This window comes from Uliginosibacterium sp. 31-16 (genome assembly GCF_030730865.1).
Lineage (GTDB): Bacteria > Pseudomonadota > Gammaproteobacteria > Burkholderiales > Rhodocyclaceae > Uliginosibacterium.
The window spans coordinates 992,619-1,011,211 of sequence record NZ_JAVALZ010000001.1; the positions used below are offsets into that span (position 1 = coordinate 992,619).

Here is an 18,593-nt window from a genome sequence, read left to right on the forward strand (position 1 = left end):
TGCCCGGCGCCGCGCCGGCTGGATTGCGGCGTCTGGGGCGCTGAAAGCATGGAGAAAGTCTAGGCAGCCACGCGGGCTTGCCGGTATCACGGTCCAGCGGATTTCTTGCCTGATCCTGCGGCGCCACGCAAACACATGGCGTGTGCTACGCATGTCATTCGTGTAGTGGCCTCGGCGGGCCAGCGAGTTCAGCAGAGCTTGCTGAACTCGCGAGACGCGGTTTTCTCAGACCGGATCAATCGCCGGATGCAGCCGCCACCCTGGCTCGCGCCGCGTGGAGTTTCCTGTAGCTGTCGATCAGGCGCTGGTGCCGGTCGAGCCCTTCGAGTTTCATGCTCGTTGGCGTCAAACCGAAGAAGCGTACGCTGCCGTCCACCGAGCCCATTGCCGCATCCATGCGCGGGTTGCCGAACATGCGGCGGAAGCTGGCTTCGTAATCGGCCAGTTCCAGCTCGTCGTCCAGCAGCACCTCCAGCACCACATTCAGGGCTTGGTAGAACAAGCCGCGTTCGACGGTGTTTTCGTTGTACTGCAACCAGGCTTCCACCAATTCCTTGGCCTCTTCAAACTGCCGCAAGGCAAGCTGGATCAGCAGCTTCAATTCCAGAATCGTGAGCTGGCCCCAGTCGGTGTTTTCGTCGAATTCGACGCCGATCAGGCTGATGATGTCGGTGTAATTATCCAGCTCGCTGTCTTCCAGCCGCTCCAGCAGGGCTTCGAGCGCGGCATCGTCGAGGCGGTGCAGGTTCAGGATGTCTTCACGGAAGGCCAGCGCCTTGTTGGTGTTGTCCCAGATCAGATCCTCCAGCGGATAGATTTCCGAGTAACCCGGCACCAGGATGCGGCAGGCGGTGGCGCCGAGCTGGTCATACACGGCCATGTACACTTCCTTGCCCATGCCTTCGAGGATGCCGAACAGGGTCGCGGCCTCCTCGGCATTGGAGTTTTCACCTTTGCCGGAGAAATCCCATTCGACGAATGCATGATCCGTCCTGGCGCTGAAGAAACGCCAGGACACCACGCCGCTGGAGTCGATGAAGTGCTCGACGAAGTTGTTCGGCTCGGTCACCGCGTTGCTCTCGAAGGTGGGCCGCGGCAGATCGTTCAGACCCTCGAAGCTGCGCCCCTGCAGCAATTCCGTCAGGCTGCGCTCCAGCGCCACTTCGAAGCTCGGGTGGGCGCCGAAGGATGCGAAGACGCCGCCGGTGCGCGGGTTCATCAGGGTCACGCACATCACCGGGAACACCCCGCCCAGCGAGGCATCCTTCACCAGCACCGGGAAACCCTGCTCTTCCAGCCCCTGAATGCCGGCCAGGATACCGGGATATTTTGCCAGCACCTCCTGCGGCACATCCGGCAGGGCGATCTCGCCTTCAAGGATTTCGCGTTTCACGGCGCGCTCGAAAATTTCCGACAGGCATTGCACCTGCGCTTCGGCCAGCGTATTGCCGGCGCTCATGCCATTGCTGAGGAACAGGTTGTCGATCAGGTTGGTCGGGAAGTACACCACTTCGCCGTCCGACTGGCGCACATACGGCAGCGCGCAGATGCCGCGCTCGATATTGCCGGAGTTGGTGTCGTAAAGATGCGAGCCACGCAGTTCGCCATCAGCGTTGTAGATCGCGAGGCAGTAGTCATCCAGCATGCCTTTCGGCAGCGCATCGCGGCGCCCCGGCTTGAACCAGCGCTCGTCCGGGTAATGCACGAAGGGCGCGTTGGCGATCTCCTCGCCCCAGAACTGATCGTTGTAGAAGTGATTGCAGTTCATCCGCTCGATGAATTCGCCCAGCGCCGACGCCAGCGCACTTTCCTTGCTCGCACCCTTGCCATTGGTGAAGCACATCGGCGAGTGCGCGTCGCGGATATGCAATGACCAGACGTTGGGCACGATATTACGCCAGGAGGCGATCTCGATCTTCATGCCCAGCTTCGCCAGCACACCCGACATGTTGGCGATGGTCTCCTCCAGCGGCAGATCCTTTCCGAGGATCCGGGTACTTGAGTCAGAGGCCAGATTCGGCAGCAACAGCGCCTGCGCATCGGCGTCGAGATTCTCCACCTCCTCGATCACGAAGTCGGGCCCGGTCTGCACCACCCGTTTCACCGTGCAACGCTCGATGGAACGGAGAATGCCCTGCCGGTCCTTGGCGGAGAGATCCGCCGGCAGCTCGATCTGGATCTTGAAGATCTGCTTGTAACGGTCGTGCGGGTCGACCATGTTGTTGTGCGACAGACGGATGTTCTCGGTGGAGATATTGCGCGTGTCGCAGTACAGCTTCACGAAGTAAGCCGCACACAGGGCCGATGAGGCCAGAAAGTAATCGAAGGGGCCCGGTGCCGAGCCGTCACCCTTGTAGCGGATGGGCTGATCGGCGATGACCGTGAAGTCGTCAAACTTCGCCTCGAGACGAAGCTTGTCGAGAAAATTGACCTTGATTTCCATGTGGGAATTCCGCAATAACGTTCAAAAACAGATTGGCCGCTATTGTCAGGCTTTCCCCGGAGAAAAACCGTACTTCTGAACGTTCCGGCTTTCCGTGACTGGAGGCGCTCCCGGGGCACCGCTACTCCGCGCGCTCGATCAGCACCGGCTGTTTGCCCGGCGACCGGAGCACGTCGACGCCGGATTCAATCCGCCCCAGGCTCACCAGCCCGCTGGAATAACGAAAGCCTTTGTGGAACAGCGCAAGGTTGCCCCATGGCGCGTACCAGGTGATGTCGCCCGCCGAGGGGGCGAAGCCTTCTGGCGCGCCGGTGCTGCTGAGCTTGCGCGGGAGATAGGCGATTTTCTCCGTCGCGGCATAGTCTTCCAGCGTGAGACGAAGCGGCAGCATGGCGTAGAAGTCGCGCGCACTGGCGTTGTCGTCGAGCGTTGCGGGCAGGACCTTGTCCTTGATGATCAGGCGGATTTTCATCGTGCGTGTGCTCTGCTCGGACGTTGCGGGAGATTGTGCCGGGGCGACGGAAAGTGTCGCGGCCAGCAGTGCGATGCTGAGAACCATAAGTTGAAGTCGACGGCGGGCAGGCATGACCATCACGCTCTCTCGCTTGCAGGAGTCGCCTTCATCAGGCCAGGGCAGCGGATGCGGAGGCGCTCCGGGAATGGCCCTGACGCAGCCCTTCGATATCCCGTCTGGGCGGTGCGCCAAACAGGCGGCTGTACTCGCGGCTAAACTGCGAGGGGCTTTCATAGCCGACCTGGAACGCCGCGCTCGCTGCGTCCAGCTGCTCGTTGAGCATCAGTCGCCGCGCTTCGTTGAGGCGCAGCCATTTCTGGTATTGCAGCGGGCTCATTGCTGTCAGCTGGCGGAAATGGGCATGCAGGGTCGAACTGCTCATCTGCACCCGTGCGGCCAGATCATTGATGCGCAATGGCTCGGTGTAATTCGTTTTCAGCCAGTCGACTGCCTTGGCAATGCGCTGACTCTGGCTGCCTGCAGAGACGATCTGCCACAGGCGGGCAGCCTGATCGCTCATCAGCAGGCGGAAGTGGATCTCGCGCTGGATCAGCGGCGCAAGTACGGGAATGGTGGCAGGCTCGTCGAGCAGATCCAGCAAGCGCTTGAGCGGATCGAGCAAGAGCAGGGTCAGCGTCCCGATGGCCACGCTGCGATCGGCGGGGCGTTCGTCGGGTGGCACCAGGCCACCCTGCGCGATCAGCTCGGCCATGATGCGCAGATCCAGTTTCAGCACGAGGCCGACGCAAGGCTTCCCGGGGCTGGCCTCGATGACCTGCGAGCTGGCGGGCAAATCGATGGAATTGATCAGGAAGTGATCCGGATCGTAGGGATAGGCTTCCTCGCCCACCAGCATCTGCTTTGCGCCTTGCGCCACCAGCACCACGCTGGGTTCCACCATGCAGGCGCAAGGCCGGGTGATCTGTTCGCGCCGGAAAAAAAGCAGGCCCGGAATCTCCGTTTCACGATCCTCCTCGCCCTGCGTGCGTTGCGCAATCGCATTCGCCAGAGCGGCCTGCAAGACGTTCTGCTGCGCCCGTGCTGCGCTTGCGTGAATCGGCGGGGAAGCCATGCCGGTCTCCTTTCCTGTCCTGTCCGTGATCTTTCAAAGCTAGCCCAAGTCTGGCAGACACACGCCATGAAAACCGCCGGCCAGGAGAATCAGGCAAGAAAGGCGCAGGAATGTGCATGCCGGCATGGTCTGGCCGACGCCACTCAGCCCGCCTCGGCCAACCTCGCGCTGATGAGCTCCGCCAGCCAGCGCATGAATACCTGCACGCGGCGCGGCAGGTGGCGACGATTGGCGTAAAGCAGGGTGATGGGCATGGGCGGAGCGCTGAACTCCGGGAGGATCTCGATCAGCCGCCCGGCTTCGAGGTGGCCGCGCATGCCCGCACGTGGCACCTGGATGATGCCCAGTCCGGCAAGGCAGGCACCTTCGTAGGCGAAGGTGGCGTTGACGGTGAGTACGGCAGGCATCGGCAGGCTGTGCAGGACACCATCCGCGTCCACATGCTCGAAGCCGCCGGGGCGGCCGCCCAGGGTCGGCATGTAATGGATCAGACGGTGCGCGGCCAGATCACCGAGCGTGTGCGGCGTGCCATGCTGCGCAAGGTAGGCCGGGCTGGCGCAATTGACCATGTTGTAGCTGCCGATGGGCCGGGCAATCAGGCTGGAATCGACCAGGCTGCCAACGCGCAGCACGCAGTCAAAGCCCTCGCGCACGAGGTCGACCCGGCGGTCGGTTGAAGACAGCTCCACCTCCAGCCCGGGATGCGCGTCCAGAAAACCCGGCAGCTGCGGAATCACCAGATCGCGCGCGATGGCCTGCGGCATGTCCACACGCAGGCGGCCACGCAGCTCCGCAGGCCCGGCGTGGAAAAGGCCTTGCAGCTCCTCCATGTCCGCCAGCATGTCGCGACTGCGTTCGTAGAAGACCTGGCCATCCTGCGTCATCTGCACGCGCCGGGTGGTCCGGTGCAGCAGGCGGGTGCCAAGCTGGTTTTCGAGCTGTTGCACGGCGGCGGAAACGCTGGCCTTGGGCAGACCGAGCTGCTCGGCCGTGGCGGTGAAGCTGGCAAGTTCGGCCACGCGGACATAGATGCGCATGGCGTCGAGCTGGTTCATGAGTGGCTCCGGACTATTGTTCGTTTTGTGTGAACAGTTTAGACACAACAGCGACGTTTATCTTGTTTATGCGCCGCAATAGACTCGCTTCACCTGCCCGGAACCACCGGGTTTTCCGACAAGGAGTCTGTCATGCACAACAAGATCGCCCTCATCACCGGTGGCAGCCGTGGCCTCGGCCGCGATGCCGCACTCAAGCTCGCCGCGCGCGGCGTGGATCTGATCATCACTTATCAGCAGCAGGCGGCTGCGGCCGACGCCGTGGTGGCAGACGCCATTGCGCTGGGCGTGCGCGCCGTGGCGCTGCAACTGGACGCCGGCAACAGCGCCGGCTTTACCGATTTCGCCGCACGCGTGCAGGACGCGCTGCACACTCACTGGCAGCGCGAGCATTTCGACTATCTGCTCAACAATGCCGGCGGCGGCCTGCACGCCAGCGTCGCGGAAACCAGCGAAGCCCAGTTCGATGAACTAGTGAGCGTGCATCTGAAGGGCGTGTTTTTCCTGACCCAGAAACTCCTGCCGCTGATCGCAGACGGCGGTCGCATCCTCAACGTGTCGTCCGGGCTGGCGCGTTTCTCGCTGCCAGGCTCCTCGGCTTACGCCATGATGAAGGGCGGCATCGAGGTGTTCACGCGCTACCTGGCCGTGGAACTGGGGCCACGCCGGATTGCGGCGAACGTGATCGCGCCCGGCGCGATTGCCACGGATTTTCGTGGCGGTGCGGTGCGCGACAATCCACAGATCAACGCGATGATTGCCGGCCAGACCGCGCTAGGACGCGTCGGCCAGCCGGACGACATCGGCAAGGTAATGGCCTTCCTGCTCTCCGACGAGGCCGGCTGGCTCAATGGCCAGCGCGTCGAAGCCTCCGGCGGCATCCATCTCTGAGCGGCTTCAGGCTCTTCTTCAACAACACCTGTCTGGAGAGCCGCATCTGGCGTGCCTCTCCAGGCAGGCATCGCCAAGCGCCAGACAGCACGCGGCACTTGCCGCATGCCTCGTAAAAACCCTTGCCAGAAGCGCGTCTTCGAGCTTCCTCTGCCTGGTGTCCGCGTCAGGAAACGGCTTGGGGCGCGTTGGCGTGATGAGACGAAGGGTCAGCAGGCGGATCCGCGAATAGACCCCCAAGCCATCCGATCGCCAGCGCTTTTTGCGCGGCCGGCAGAGCGCGGACACGCTCGCGATGTGCGATGAGTTTGGGATAGGCGGAAGGGTCGACACCATCCCCCTCCAGCCATTGCGCCACGGTAAACAGGTAGAAGTCGCTGATGCCCGGTCGGTCGCCGAAAACCCAGGCATCGGGCCGCAACTGTGCTTCGATCAACGCGAAACAGGCACCAACACTCTGCGGCACCTTGCGCTGCATCGCTTCGATGGCGGCGGGATCGTCAGCCCAGCGGCTGCCACGGAAACGGTGAGCATGCGCCACATGCAGCGTCGAGCAGATATAGCTGTTGAAGGCTTGTACCTGAGCCAGCGCAAAGGGGTCGTCCAGCGGCGCCAGGCCTGCAGCGGGGTAGCTCTGCGCAATGTAGAGCAGGATGGCCGGCGTCTCGGTGAGCACGCCGCGCCCGCTTTTCAGAGCCGGTACACGGCCATTGGGATTGAGTGCCAGAAAGTCCGGGCTGCGCTGCTCGTTGCGCGATAAATCGACTTTGTGGACCGTGTAATCGGCACCCGCGTATTCCAGGGCAATCAGCGAAGCCAGCGAGCAGGTGCCGGGGCAATGAAAGAGTGTGTACATGGGGGTTCCTCATCGGCGATTGGCGGGACGAAACATCGTGCCACGCATGCCCCCACCCGTCCAAACATTCGTGGGTCCGGCGCTGTTGTATCGCCCGATCCCGTTTCAACCAATGCCTTGCCGCGTGCATGCCTGCAGCGCCGCATCTGACGGACTTCTTCAAACAGGCATCGCCAGGCGCAAGGCAGCACGCGGCGCTTGCCGCATGCCTCCTTAAAACCCTTGCCAGAAGCGCGTCTTCGCGCCCCCTCTGCCTGGTGCCCGCGCGGCTCAGCCCAGGCTGGCGGTCGCCAGCTTCACACCGAAACCCAGAAACACCCCGCCCACGCTGGCCGTACCCGCTGCTGCCAGACGCTTACGGCGGCGGAACTGGCTAGCCAGATACGCGCCGCCGAAGATCAGCGCGGAGAGATAGAGCGCGCTGAGGACCTGCAGGATCACGCCGAGGATCAGGAAGGCCAGCGCCGGCTGCGCGGCCTGCGGATCGACGAACTGGATGAAGAAGGAGATGAAGAACAGGATGGCCTTCGGATTCATCAGGCTGATGATCAGCGCGCGGCGGAACGGTCTGGACGCTTCTTCCGCCTGTCCGCCGGCGGCCCCCGCCTTGCCGCGCCAGTTCGCCAGCGCCTGGCGCAGCAGGCCCAAGCCGACCCAGCCGAGATAGGCCGCGCCGACGTATTTCACGAGCATGAACAGCGCCGGATGCGTCTTGAGCAGCGAGGCCGCGCCGGCGGCGGAGAAAATCATCAGCACGGTATCGCCAAGAAACACCCCACAGGCGCCGCGATAGCCTGCCTTCACCCCCTCGCGCGAGGCCACGGCCATCACGTACAACGAATTCGGCCCCGGCAGCAGCACGATGAAGAGCGCGCCGAGCGCGTAAGTCCAGATATCAGTCACGCCGTAAAACATGGGTCAGGCACCTGTGCAGGCAGAATCGAACTGAAAGTCTACGCCTTTGCCCGCCTCAAGGCAGCAGGCACGATCCGCTCGAACATCGGATTCCGCTCCCTGCGGGCCGCGCCTGCGGGATATGCTGTCGGCTGTATTGATCCGATGCGGCAGCAAAATCATGAAGTTCAGGAATCGCAGGAATGAGTGTGTGACGACCGCCGACGGCCGCGAGATCTGGGTCTCGCGCAGCGTCACGGTGGTGGTGTGCATCGTGCTGGTGCACGAAGGACGAGCCTATATCCTCGTCAACCAGCGTGGCCCGGGCGTACCGGATTGCCAGGGCCTGTGGAACCTGCCCTGCGGCTATCTGGATTACGACGAATCCACTCCCGAGGCGGCGCTGCGCGAGGTGTGGGAGGAGTGCGGCGTGAATGCGCTGGAGTTGCTGGACATTGCCGATTGCGAATTCTTCAGCGCGCCCTGGGATGTGGGTTCCGTACCGCACGATGCGCGCCAGAACGTGAATATCCACCACGGCCTGCATGCGCAGGTGACGACACTGCCGGCAGTGAGCAATGCACACAACGAGCCGGGCGAAACAGCGGACATCCGCTGGCTGCCGCTGACGGACCTCGACACGCTGGAATTCGCCTTCAACCACCGCGAGCGCATCGCGAAGTTTCTGGCGCATCTCGCCAGCGTGGCGGGGATTCGCTACACCGTCTGACGCGTGAATAGCCTGAAGACCCGCTTCTGGCGGACTTCTTCAGGCATGCCAATCCAGAATCAAGGCAGGTAGCGATTCGCCAGCCTGCCTGCTTCAAGATCCTTGTCAGAAGCGGCTCTTCAGCCGCTCTTGCGCAGGCTTGCCAGCGTCAGGCTGCCGTCGGCGTGACGATCCGCGTTGGCCCAGGCCAGCGGACGGGTCCGGTCGCTACGGCTCGCCGTGAGACGCAGCGTGTAGTCACCGGCCGCCAGCGCAGGCAGATTCCAGTTATGGATGAAGTTCTGCTCCGAGCCATTGCCGGGGCTTTGCTGCAGGTCGAGCATGAGCGGGCTGCTGGCGCGCAGCTGGCCCTGACTGTCGATGAGCTGCACGCTCAGTTGCCAGGCTTCGTAAGCCGGCGCATTGCCCAGATTGCGCAACACGCCTTGCAGCAGGAGCTGACCATCGGCCGCGACACTGACGGCGGTGTTCCCAAGTGCGTAGCGGTAGCCGGCTTCACGACCCAGCGCCAGCATGTCCGCCTGCTCGGCGGGGGTGAGCGCGGCAAAGCGCTGACCCACCGGCTGGCTCAGGGCGAAATTGCCATTGCCGACGAGACTCATGTGCCAGGCCGCGACCTGACTGCGTGCAAAAGCCGGATTGATGAGCATGTTGCCGGACTCGAAGGGGCAGAACTCGGCAATGAAAGGCGCCTTCTGCCACTGATCGCGGATCACCGCATGGTCGGCCGGATGGTGGGTCCATTGATCAAAGAAATCACCCTTGGCCAGGCAGTCGGTACGCAGGCCGACGGCCTGCTGGGTGATCGTCTGGCTGAAGGCCCAGCCCAGCGTCGTCACATTGCTGCGCAGGGCAAACATGAGCTGGCGCACTTCCGGAAACACCTCGAAATGCATGCGCGCCCAGACCTGTTTCGACGCGTCGCTGGCTGCGCTGATGCCGGCCGGCGGGCTGGCATACACGGCGCCATCCACCGCCCATTCGCCATACTGGCCGTAGAGGCCGACATCGATCCACGCAATGCGCGCCAGCGCGCCCTGCGCCACGATCTGCGCGCGGATCTGCTCCAGCAGCTTGCGCCCGCGAGCCTGCAGCCAGGGATCGTTCCAGTCCGGCACGAAAGTGCCCAAGGCACCCACCGGTGCCGTGAAGCCGCAAGCGGCGACGCAGTTCGCATGCCCCACAAGGTAGTCCGGCAGGTATTTTTTCCCGTCGCCATAGCCGTGCATCATGCGGATGCGCAGGGCCAGCTTGCGCCCGGTGGCACTGGCGGTCTTGATGTCGGCGGCGATATCGTCGAGGTCGTATTGGTCCTCCGCCAGCTCCAGCCCTTTCCAGTCATAGCGCCGGTACCAGTCCGGCGCTGCGGCCGCTTGCGGCACCTCCTCCTGTGAATCCCAGCGGTAATAGCCGCGCCCCGGATTCACGCGGGTGTCGCTGGCCACCGGGATGTCGGGGTGGCTGGTGGTGGCTCCGCCGAGTACCGACCAGCCCGAGACGGGCGCCAATGGGCCACCCGCACCGCTATCACCGCCACTGCCTGCACCCCCGCCCCCACCGCTGCAGGCAGCGAGGTGCAGAAGGGCGCAGAGCAGGCTGGCGTGTCGAAGGAGCGAGGCCACGTCACTTCCAGAAAATGTTGCCGCCGATAACACTCACGGGGGTGCTGGCGTCATTTGTGCTGTTGTTGCCGAGCAAATAGGAGAGCCCCCAGCAGCGCGTGCCACCATCACTCAGCAAGGAACAGGCCCCGTTGCCATTCGCAGAAAGGGCCGCCACCCCACCAAGGCCGGTAACGGCGACAGGTACGTTACTGTCACTGGTGCTACCATTGCCCAGACGCCCGTAGTTTCCCCTACCCCAGCACATCACGCCGCCTGTGGCGCGCAAAGCACAGCCGCGGCTCAGGGCAACGACATCATTCAGGCCAGACACCGCAACCGGCGACAGGGCATTGGTATTGCTGCCATTGCCGAGCTGCCCTCGATCATTGAGCCCCCAGCATGCCACGCTCTTGTCAGCCTTCAGGGCACAGGCTCCGCCGTCGAACAAGCGGATATCCGCAACGCCCGTCAAACCGCTGACTGTTACAGGGGTGTAGCTGTGTGTAGTGGTGCCGTTGCCAAGCTGGCCCTCGCCGTTGTAGCCCCAGCACTTCACAGAACCGCCCGCTATCAGCGCGCAGCTGTTGATGTAGCTGAGTGAAATACCCACTGCATTGCTGAGCCCGGATACTGCCACTGGCGTCAGGCGGTTCGTAGTTGTACCGTCACCAAGTTGGCCCCAGCCATTCTTGCCCCAGCACACCACAGTGGTGTCACTCTTGAGCGCACACGCTTGGGTCTGACCTACACTGACAACCAGCACACCGGAACCCAGACCGCTGACCTGAACAGGCTGGTTGCGATTCGTTGTCGTGCCGTCCCCGAGCTGCCCTTGGCTGTTATCGCCCCAGCACCAGACCGAGCCGTTGCTGCGCAGCGCGCAGAATGATATCCCCGAGTAGCCCCCACTCAGGGCCACGACGTTGCTCAGACCGCTGACAGTAACGGGCTGGAAGCTGTTCGAGCCATCGTTGGCACTGCCATCGCCAAGTTGCCCGAAGTCATCTGATCCCCAGCATTTGACCGTTCCATCGGTCAGCAAGGCGCAACTGGTGCTATTGGCTAACGCAACAGGATCGCCGTACACAGCCACGGCCTTGGTCGCCGACAGAGTGCCGTAAGCCGTGGTATCCACATTCACCGTCGTGGTATAGCTGCCGGGCTTGCGGAACATCTTTTCAGGGGGGTTGCCGGTGCTGTTGGCCGAGCCGTCGCCCCACACCCAGGTGATGCCGTTGGCCGGGTGCGCCGGGGTGAGCGAGACACTGAAGTCATCGTAGAAAGTGGTGGTCAGCACGCGCGCGGGTCCTGCAATGCTGGCAACCGGGGCGGAGCCGCCGCTGCTGGAACTGGACGACGAGCTGCTCGACGAAGAACTGCTGGAAGATGAGCTGCTGGAGGCGCCGCCGCTCGATGATGAACTGGAACTGCTGGAGGAAGAGCCCCCGGAGCTGCTGCTCGACGATGAACTGGTGCCGCCCGCCGCTGGACTGCCTCCGCCGCCACCGCCGGAGCCGCCGCACGCAGCCAGCAGCGTGAGAACAAGGGCCAGTGCAGAAGCGCCGAAAGGCGTCAGGCGGAAACGGGTCTTTCGCCCGGTATCAGGATGCGAGGACATGAAGATCTCTCCGAAACTAGTGTGGGGAGACCCGAATTTAGGGGGCCCGCCGCAGGTCGGCCATCCGTCACCTGAAGGATGGTGAGCACTATTTGCATCCCCTATCCTTCAGCTGGCGGATAAAAAAAGACCTGTCGCCTCAACAAGAGAGAGCCCCGGATTGAACACCTCGCTGGAATTGCTTTACGACACGATCGGTCAGCCGGTGAACTGGCATGCCGCGCTGGAGAAATACGCCGCCAGTTTCGACGCCGGCATCGGCTCTGCGGCGCTGGGGCCGGATCTGGAGAGCGTGATCGGCGGCTATACCCGCCTGCTGCAGAATCCCGGCAGCACCAGTCTCATGCCCGAGGCGCTGGATTCTGCAGAGCCTGCTTTCCTCGGTGTCGGCATGCCCATGTCGATGGTGTCAGCGTACTGCGAGCACTACTGGCGCATCGATGAACTGACCCGGCACATTGCCGCAGGCATGACCCAGAAGTCGCGGGGAACGCTGTGTGACGGGCAGTTCAACCGAAGCCGGCAGTATCAGGAATCCGCGTTTTACCGGGAGTTCATGCAGCCCGTCGGCTTTGGCGGGCGGGTGTTCGGCTGGGAACACAACCCGCTGCATGGGCAGCGGCACTTCACGCTTTCGATGCTGAAACGAAATGCGCTGGCGGTGTTCAGTCAGGATGAGCTGGCGCAATTCCAGCAGGCCATGCCCCACCTGCAGCGCGCGGCCTATCTGCACGTGCACACCACCTTGCTGCAGCAGAAGGTGCTGGGCCTGGAACGGGTCATGGATGCCTTCCCGGTCGGGATGCTCTTCGTGGATACGCGAGGCCGGCTCAGGCACGCCAACCGGCGCGCCCGTGCCTTGCTCGACAGCGCGATCCATGCCGATCTGCATGGTTTCCTGCGCGCCGGGCTGAACCAGAGCAACACGCCCGTACCCATCCGCAAGGTGTTCCAACAGGCACTGGCCGGGCACTGCGCGTGCGCCAGCCTGCCGGCGCAGGGCGCAGCGCCGGAACTCACCCTGCTGGCGCTCAGCGTGCGTGATCTGGCCGATGTCGGTCTGCATCTGGACGCGCCGGGCGTGGCTTTTCTGCTCGTCGAACGCGAGGTGAATCCCGCCGCTGCGGTTGCCATGGCGACCCAGGCCTATCGCCTGAGTGCGGCGGAGGCGGCCTTGCTGATGCATCTGATTGATGGCGGAACCCCGCCGGAATTTGCCGAAAGTCGCGGCGTGAAGATTTCGACCGTGCGGACCCAGCTCAGCAATCTGCTGGCCAAAACGCGTACCCAGCGCCAGCAGGATCTCGTCGGCCTGGTTGCACGCCTGATGCTGGTGGTGCCGCGCTGATCCCGGGCGCTGCATGACCCGAACGCCTCGCAGCCACCTTACGGGAAGCCGCTCCCGGCAATGTTTTTCAGGCATGCCGGCTGTCGAGCAGCGTCCATTCTTGATCTGCAAGCACACAGTCTGAAGAAGTCCGTCGGAAGCGGCTTTGCGGGCATCTACCGGTTATGCCTCGAGCAGACAGTCATGCCGGCATGTTTTACTCAAGCTGGGAAAGACCGCGCCGTAAATAGGGTTTACCTTGACTCGCCGGCCTGCCGCCATGACTCTCAGAACCCGTCTCATCCTGTTCGTTTCCGCGCTGGTCACGGCGACCATCCTGATCGTATCGGCCACGGCCTATTTCCGCATGAAAGCGGAGATCAGTGCCGGGGTGGAGCGCGAAATCCAGGCGGCGGTGACCGGCAGTGGCGAGGCGCTGAGCCGCTGGGCCGGGCAGCGCAGCGATGCGATCCAGGCGGCGGCCAGTCGCGTGACGCCAGCGGCTGAGCCTTACCTGCCGCTGCAGATGGCGAAGGATGGCGGGCGCTTTGACCAGACCTTCGCCGGCTTTGCCGACAAGCAGATGAAGTATTTCAACCCGGAGAAGAAGCCGGCCGAGGGCTACGACCCGACTTCGCGCGCCTGGTACAAGAAGGCCAGCGAGGAGAAAACCACCGTGCTGACGGCACCGTATGTGTTCTCCTCCACCAAGAAGCTGGGCGTAACCTTTGCCGCGCCGGTGATGGAAAACCAGATGGTTGTCGGCGCAGTCGGCGGCGACATTGCGCTGGAAGACATCATCAAGCTGACCCAGGAGATCCGGCTGAATGGCGATGGCTATGCATTTCTGGTCACGCGGGACGGCAAGATCGTGGCCCACCCTGCCCCCGACACCACCCTGAAACCGGTGAACGAAGTCCTGTCGGGCCTGAGCGTGGACGATCTGACGCGCATGGCCGGCACGAAAAAGCTGGAGGAATTGCAGATTGATGGCCGCGCCACGCTGGTCAGCGCAACTCCGGTGGCGGGCACGGACTGGCTGCTGGGCACGGTGATTGACCGCAACAAGATTCTGGCGCCGCTGAATGGCATGCTGATGCTGCTGGTGTTCCTGGGCGTGGTGCTGGGCGCCGTGGCGGTGGTGATCGCCAATCTGGCGCTGGCGCGTTTGCTGAGCGGGCTGAACCGCCTGCGCGATGCGCTGACGGAGATCGCCTCCGGCGGGGGCGACCTGACCCGCACGCTGTCGATCGGCAACCACGATGAAATCGGGCTGACGGCGCTGGCCTTCAACAGGTTTGCGGCCAGCCTGCGCGAAATGTTCCTGGCCGTGCGCAAGCAATCGGAGCAGATGGGCGCCGAGCTTCACAGCCTGGATCAGGTGACCCGCACCCTGTCGGCGGATTCGCTGCGACAGGCCGACCTGTCCAGTGCCACCGCGGCGACGATCGAGGAAATCACGGTCAGCATCAATCACATTGCCGACAACGCACAGGAAGCGGAGAACACCGCCATCGAGACCGGACGCATCTCCAAGGAATCCGCGGCGGCGGTGGACGAGCTGGCGGCGGGGATCGACCGGATTTCCGGTTCGGTACAGCAATTGTCCGCCACGCTGGAGCGCCTGGGCGTGAGTTCGACGCAGATCACCGGCATCGTCGGCGTGATCAAGGAGATTGCCGGGCAAACGAACTTGCTGGCCTTGAACGCCGCCATCGAGGCCGCACGCGCAGGCGAGCAAGGCCGCGGTTTCGCGGTGGTGGCCGACGAAGTGCGCAAGCTGGCAGAGCGCACTTCGAAGGCGACGGTAGAGATCGGCCAGCTGATTGAATCCAACCATGCCGAGATCGCCTCGGCGATGGGCGACATGGACAGCACGCGCCGCTCGGTGATCGAGGGGGTGGACACCTCGCATCAGGTGGCGCAGCGCATGGCCGGCATTGATGCACAGATGAACCATGTGGTGCGCAGCATCCGTGACATTGCAGAGTCGACCCGGGAGCAATCGGCCGCCACCAACGAAATGGCGCGCGCGACCGAACAGGTGACCCGGATGACCTCGGAAACCGACGTAGCGGTTCAGTCTGCGGCCCGCACGACCACCGAGCTGCACCAGCTTTCGCAAACACTGCAGTCGCTGGTTGCACAGTTCAAGCTGTAAACCAGCATGGCCCGCCTGGTCCGGAAGGATGAAACGTCAGGCGGTCGCTGGAAACCAGCATGGAGCAATGGTTTCCAGCCTGCATGCCTGAAGAACCGCCAGGTACGCGCCTTCTGGCGGATGCCGCCTGAAGGCCCAGGTGAGGGGCGGCGCTGCAGCATGCTGCAGTTCATGGCCGGCTCTCACCACGTCACGGACGCGTATCGGCTCAGTCACTGCGCCGACGGCGAATGACCGGCCATGCAGGCAGGCGCCTTTTGCTTGTGCCCCACAATCCGCCCGGTGCCTGCGGCACGAACCCTTGCTGGCCGTGCATCACTCACCGCTCATGCGATCGATTACCAATTAATAAACAACTCGAAGTATCCTTCTGCTCCTGAAGCAGGACTTGCGGATCCTGCCCTTTAAAGGCACGAATGATGAGCGCCCCACTGATCAGCGCCTACCTTATTTCCGTTGGCATCCTGCTGATGGCGGCAGCCCATGCCGCCATTCTCGCGCGTGGCAGCGGTCATTCACACACGAACTGGTCATTCGCCGCCATCTGCCTGGGCTTTGCAGGTTTCCAGTTCTTCAACGCCATGCAGTATTCGGCACCGGATCAGGCCAGCGCGCTGGCTGCGCACAGATGGGTCAATCTCTTTTCGATTGTCGTCATCCCGCTGATTGCGCTGGCGGCAGCATCACTGGATACGCGGAAACGCCCGCTGCGCATCTTTGTCTGGCTGGCCGCGCTGGCAGGTCTGGCCGTCTGCTACAACTTCCTCTCGCCATTCGGCTACCGGTTTTACGCACTCGACCCTGATCAGGTGTTGACGCTTCCCTGGGGAGAGCATCTGCGGATCATCCAGGGCCAGCCATCATTGGTGTATCGCCTGACCCGGCTGGTTTCACTGATTGTGATGATTTACACGATGGGCATCGCTCTCTCGCTCATGCGGATGAAGGAACGGCTTTCAAGTACCCTCATCTGGACGGGACTGGTGATCATGCTGCTCACGACAGGACTCGCCAGCATGTCGGATTCCGGCGTCATTACCATGCCTTACCTGGGCGGTTTCGGCTTCGTCTTCATGGCCGGGGCCTTCTCGATTCTGGTAAGAAAGGAAATGCTGGCCCGCGAGCTGCAGGAAAAGCTCATCACACGAGCCCTGGCCAAGGAGGTACAGGGTCGCCGCAAAGCGGATGCGCGGGCCAACCAGCTCCTTCATCACGACGCTCTGACCGGCTTGCCGAACCGGGCCGGATTTTTCCTTCGTCTTGAAAGTCTGCTTGAATTGAACCACCAGCAGGGCACGAAGATCGCAGTCGTGCTGTTCGATATCGATCGGCTCGGCGGCGTCAAAGGCACGCATGGTCTTGCCACCAGCGATGAGGTGCTGCGCAGGCTCAGCCAACGACTGAGTGGCCGGATCCGCGACAGTGATGTGCTGGCCCGCACACGCAGCGATGGTTTCGCGCTGATCGCCAGCCATATCAAGACGGATGCGGGCATCGGCGTGTTCTGTGAAAAGCTTGCGGGAAGCTTCGAGGAGCCCTTCGAGATTGAGGGCACCCAGTTCAAGCTCACCGCCAGCAGCGGCATGGCCATTTACCCCGATGATGCTGCGACGGCCAGCGAGCTTCTGGCGGCCGCCGAGCTGGCACTGCATGATGCGAAGAACGCCGGGACGAACCAGATGCGGACGTTCCGTCCCGCACTGAAGGAAGACTTCCGCCAGCGTATCGACCTTGAATCGGCGTTGCGCGAGGCCCTCGGGAAGCGGCAGTTTTTCCTCTGCTACCAACCCCAGGTTTGCGCCACCAGCGGTCGCACGCTGTCGATGGAAGCGCTGATCCGCTGGCAGCACCCGGAGTACGGGCTGGTCTCGCCACAGGACTTCATTCCGCTGGCCGAGGCCTCAGGTCTCATCATCCATATCGGCGGGTGGGTCATCCATACCGCTTGCGCCCAGCTCGCGGCCTGGCGAAAGGCAGGACACGACTCCCTGCGCATGGCCGTCAATCTTTCTGCTGCGCAGCTGCTAGACCCCTATCTTGAGGAGACCCTCCTCGGTGCACTCGCGCGTACAGGTCTCCAGCCTGCAGATCTTGAGCTGGAGATCACCGAATCCGTCCTGATCCAGGACCCGGAGCGTACGGTCGAGCGCTTTGCAGCCCTGCGAAATCTCGGCCTGCGACTGTCCATCGACGATTTCGGTACGGGCTACTCATCCCTCAGCTATCTGCGAATCCTGCCGGTACAGGCGTTCAAACTCGATCGCAGCTTTGTGGACGGCATGGACAAGGACGAAACCAGCCGCGAGATTTGTGCCAGTGCGATCCGGCTGGCGAAAAACCTCAAGCTGGATATCGTTGCCGAAGGTGTCGAGACGGAAGAACAGGCGCACCAGTTGCGCAAACTGGACTGCCCGATATTCCAGGGCTACCTCTTCTCACGCCCACTCAACGCCGAGGCAGCAGGGCAATACCTGCAAAACAATCATCACCCGCTCCACGTCATGCCTGTCATGCAGTTCGGACAAACCCCGGCAGTATCCTGAGGTTCCTCAGAACATCTCCAGTGCCCGTCGGGTAATGAAACCCTTCACGGCTTTCGACTGCTCGGTAATCCGGCGCAGAAAACGGGCCTTCTCGTGCGGAGAGATGAGGATGTGGACAGGCTCGATGACGAGCCTCTTCTCGGCATGCGCGCTGGTAGCCAGATCCGGAGCGATGGCATTGGCGAAATCGAGGGCTGTTTTCTGATCTTCGATCATGCAATGTGCCGAGTAATCACCCACCGCACCATTGGCTGAAAGGTAACGACACTCGCTCAGGCGAGGCGGACGCTTTTGTTTGACGGGCTCCGGTTTATGGCAACCGATAGTCCAGTAATTGATGCTTTCTTTCATGCTTCCGGAGAATCTCGTTGCACGGGAGATTTTGGCAGATGAGCGGTACGGGCACCAGCTCTCTGATCATCTGCTGCGAATTTTCCCACCGCTGGAGCCCGACAGTTTTGCGCCAGCGCAGAGCGTGAAACGATCATCCCGGCATCCAGAGACAAGGGAAATCCGGCAGGCTTCCCATCCGGACGCCCATGCTTGCAAGGTGTGCATGAAGCCTTTCGAGGGGCGCCAGCACAATCCTGTATATAGTTGCCTATCGTCAAATCAATACTATATGTAGTCGAAAATGCCTTGTGTGTGCCGGCGCCAAAGCGCTAAAGTCGCGGCTCACGATGGTTCCCGCACGGGATCAAAAGGGAATCCGGCGGGCACTCATCGCCTTGACCGGAGCTGCCCCCGCAACTGTAGGCGCGGAGTCGTTCGCCACTTTCTGCCACTGGGCCCTGCCCCGGGAAGGCCGGCTAACGACATGGATGCGTCAGCCAGGAGACCTGCCGTCGCAATGATCGAATACCCGCAAGGGTGTGTGTAACCGGG

The 18,593-nt window shown here is 62.7% G+C and carries 15 protein-coding genes and 1 riboswitch; of the genes, 6 read left to right on the plus strand and 9 right to left on the minus strand.

All coding sequences use genetic code 11. The features are described from left to right. Positions 1-235: 235 nt before the first annotated feature. From Q9Q94_RS04645 to Q9Q94_RS04660, 4 genes are all read right to left on the minus strand, one after another. Positions 236-2,443: an OsmC domain/YcaO domain-containing protein gene (locus tag Q9Q94_RS04645; RefSeq protein WP_305978850.1), complete on the minus strand. Its 2,208-nt coding sequence runs from the start codon at positions 2,441-2,443 to the stop codon at positions 236-238. A gap of 121 nt (positions 2,444-2,564) precedes the next feature. After that, positions 2,565-2,915, minus strand: coding sequence for a cyclophilin-like fold protein (locus tag Q9Q94_RS04650; protein WP_305978851.1), 351 nt, complete (start codon positions 2,913-2,915; stop codon positions 2,565-2,567). Positions 2,916-3,066: 151 nt separating this feature from the next. Further along, positions 3,067-4,029, minus strand: a complete 963-nt coding sequence (locus Q9Q94_RS04655) for an AraC family transcriptional regulator (RefSeq protein ID WP_305978852.1) — start codon at positions 4,027-4,029, stop codon at positions 3,067-3,069. Positions 4,030-4,172: 143 nt separating this feature from the next. Beyond that, positions 4,173-5,084, minus strand: a complete 912-nt coding sequence (locus Q9Q94_RS04660) for a LysR family transcriptional regulator (protein WP_305978853.1) — start codon at positions 5,082-5,084, stop codon at positions 4,173-4,175. Between the two features lie 132 nt (positions 5,085-5,216). Between Q9Q94_RS04660 and Q9Q94_RS04665 the strand changes: the two genes are divergently transcribed. Then, positions 5,217-5,975: an SDR family NAD(P)-dependent oxidoreductase gene (locus tag Q9Q94_RS04665; RefSeq protein WP_305978854.1), complete on the plus strand. Its 759-nt coding sequence runs from the start codon at positions 5,217-5,219 to the stop codon at positions 5,973-5,975. Positions 5,976-6,141: 166 nt separating this feature from the next. Here the strand turns inward: Q9Q94_RS04665 and Q9Q94_RS04670 are convergent, their stop codons facing one another. Beyond that, positions 6,142-6,831 (minus strand): glutathione S-transferase family protein, encoded by a 690-nt coding sequence (locus Q9Q94_RS04670; protein ID WP_305978855.1) that lies wholly within the window; start codon positions 6,829-6,831, stop codon positions 6,142-6,144. A 270-nt stretch (positions 6,832-7,101) separates the two neighbouring features. Continuing rightward, positions 7,102-7,746 (minus strand): leucine efflux protein LeuE, encoded by a 645-nt coding sequence (leuE, locus tag Q9Q94_RS04675; RefSeq protein ID WP_305978856.1) that lies wholly within the window; start codon positions 7,744-7,746, stop codon positions 7,102-7,104. 190 nt (positions 7,747-7,936) lie between these two features. Here leuE and Q9Q94_RS04680 point away from each other — a divergent pair, with 190 nt between their 5' ends. Next, a complete protein-coding gene (locus Q9Q94_RS04680; protein WP_305978857.1) occupies positions 7,937-8,455 on the plus strand; it encodes an NUDIX hydrolase in 519 nt (172 codons plus the stop codon). A 119-nt stretch (positions 8,456-8,574) separates the two neighbouring features. On the opposite strand, the gene Q9Q94_RS04685 is transcribed toward Q9Q94_RS04680, so the two are convergent. Both Q9Q94_RS04685 and Q9Q94_RS04690 read right to left on the minus strand, forming a co-directional pair. Further along, positions 8,575-10,077, minus strand: coding sequence for a hypothetical protein (locus tag Q9Q94_RS04685; protein ID WP_305978858.1), 1,503 nt, complete (start codon positions 10,075-10,077; stop codon positions 8,575-8,577). Position 10,078: 1 nt separating this feature from the next. Further along, positions 10,079-11,356, minus strand: coding sequence for an RCC1 domain-containing protein (locus Q9Q94_RS04690; RefSeq protein ID WP_305978859.1), 1,278 nt, complete (start codon positions 11,354-11,356; stop codon positions 10,079-10,081). Positions 11,357-11,372: 16 nt separating this feature from the next. On the opposite strand from Q9Q94_RS04690, the gene Q9Q94_RS04695 reads away from it, so the two are divergent. The 4 genes from Q9Q94_RS04695 (at position 11,373) to Q9Q94_RS04710 (ending at position 17,708) form a co-directional block, all read left to right on the plus strand. After that, positions 11,373-11,762, plus strand: a complete 390-nt coding sequence (locus Q9Q94_RS04695; protein ID WP_305978860.1) for a hypothetical protein — start codon at positions 11,373-11,375, stop codon at positions 11,760-11,762. A gap of 75 nt (positions 11,763-11,837) precedes the next feature. After that, on the plus strand, positions 11,838-13,025 hold the full coding sequence (locus Q9Q94_RS04700) for a PAS domain-containing protein (RefSeq protein ID WP_305978861.1): 1,188 nt from the start codon (positions 11,838-11,840) through the stop codon (positions 13,023-13,025). Between the two features lie 259 nt (positions 13,026-13,284). Beyond that, positions 13,285-15,165, plus strand: coding sequence for a methyl-accepting chemotaxis protein (locus Q9Q94_RS04705; protein ID WP_305978862.1), 1,881 nt, complete (start codon positions 13,285-13,287; stop codon positions 15,163-15,165). A gap of 419 nt (positions 15,166-15,584) precedes the next feature. Further along, complete coding sequence (locus Q9Q94_RS04710; RefSeq protein WP_305978863.1) at positions 15,585-17,708, plus strand: bifunctional diguanylate cyclase/phosphodiesterase; 2,124 nt, start codon at positions 15,585-15,587, stop codon at positions 17,706-17,708. Between the two features lie 6 nt (positions 17,709-17,714). Here Q9Q94_RS04710 and Q9Q94_RS04715 read toward each other — a convergent pair whose 3' ends face one another. Then, positions 17,715-18,059 carry a hypothetical protein gene (locus Q9Q94_RS04715; protein ID WP_305978864.1) on the minus strand — a complete coding sequence of 115 codons (345 nt, stop codon included), beginning with the start codon at positions 18,057-18,059 and terminating at the stop codon, positions 17,715-17,717. 313 nt (positions 18,060-18,372) lie between these two features. Further along, a riboswitch (cobalamin riboswitch) is annotated at positions 18,373-18,570 on the plus strand. Positions 18,571-18,593 lie beyond the last annotated feature (23 nt).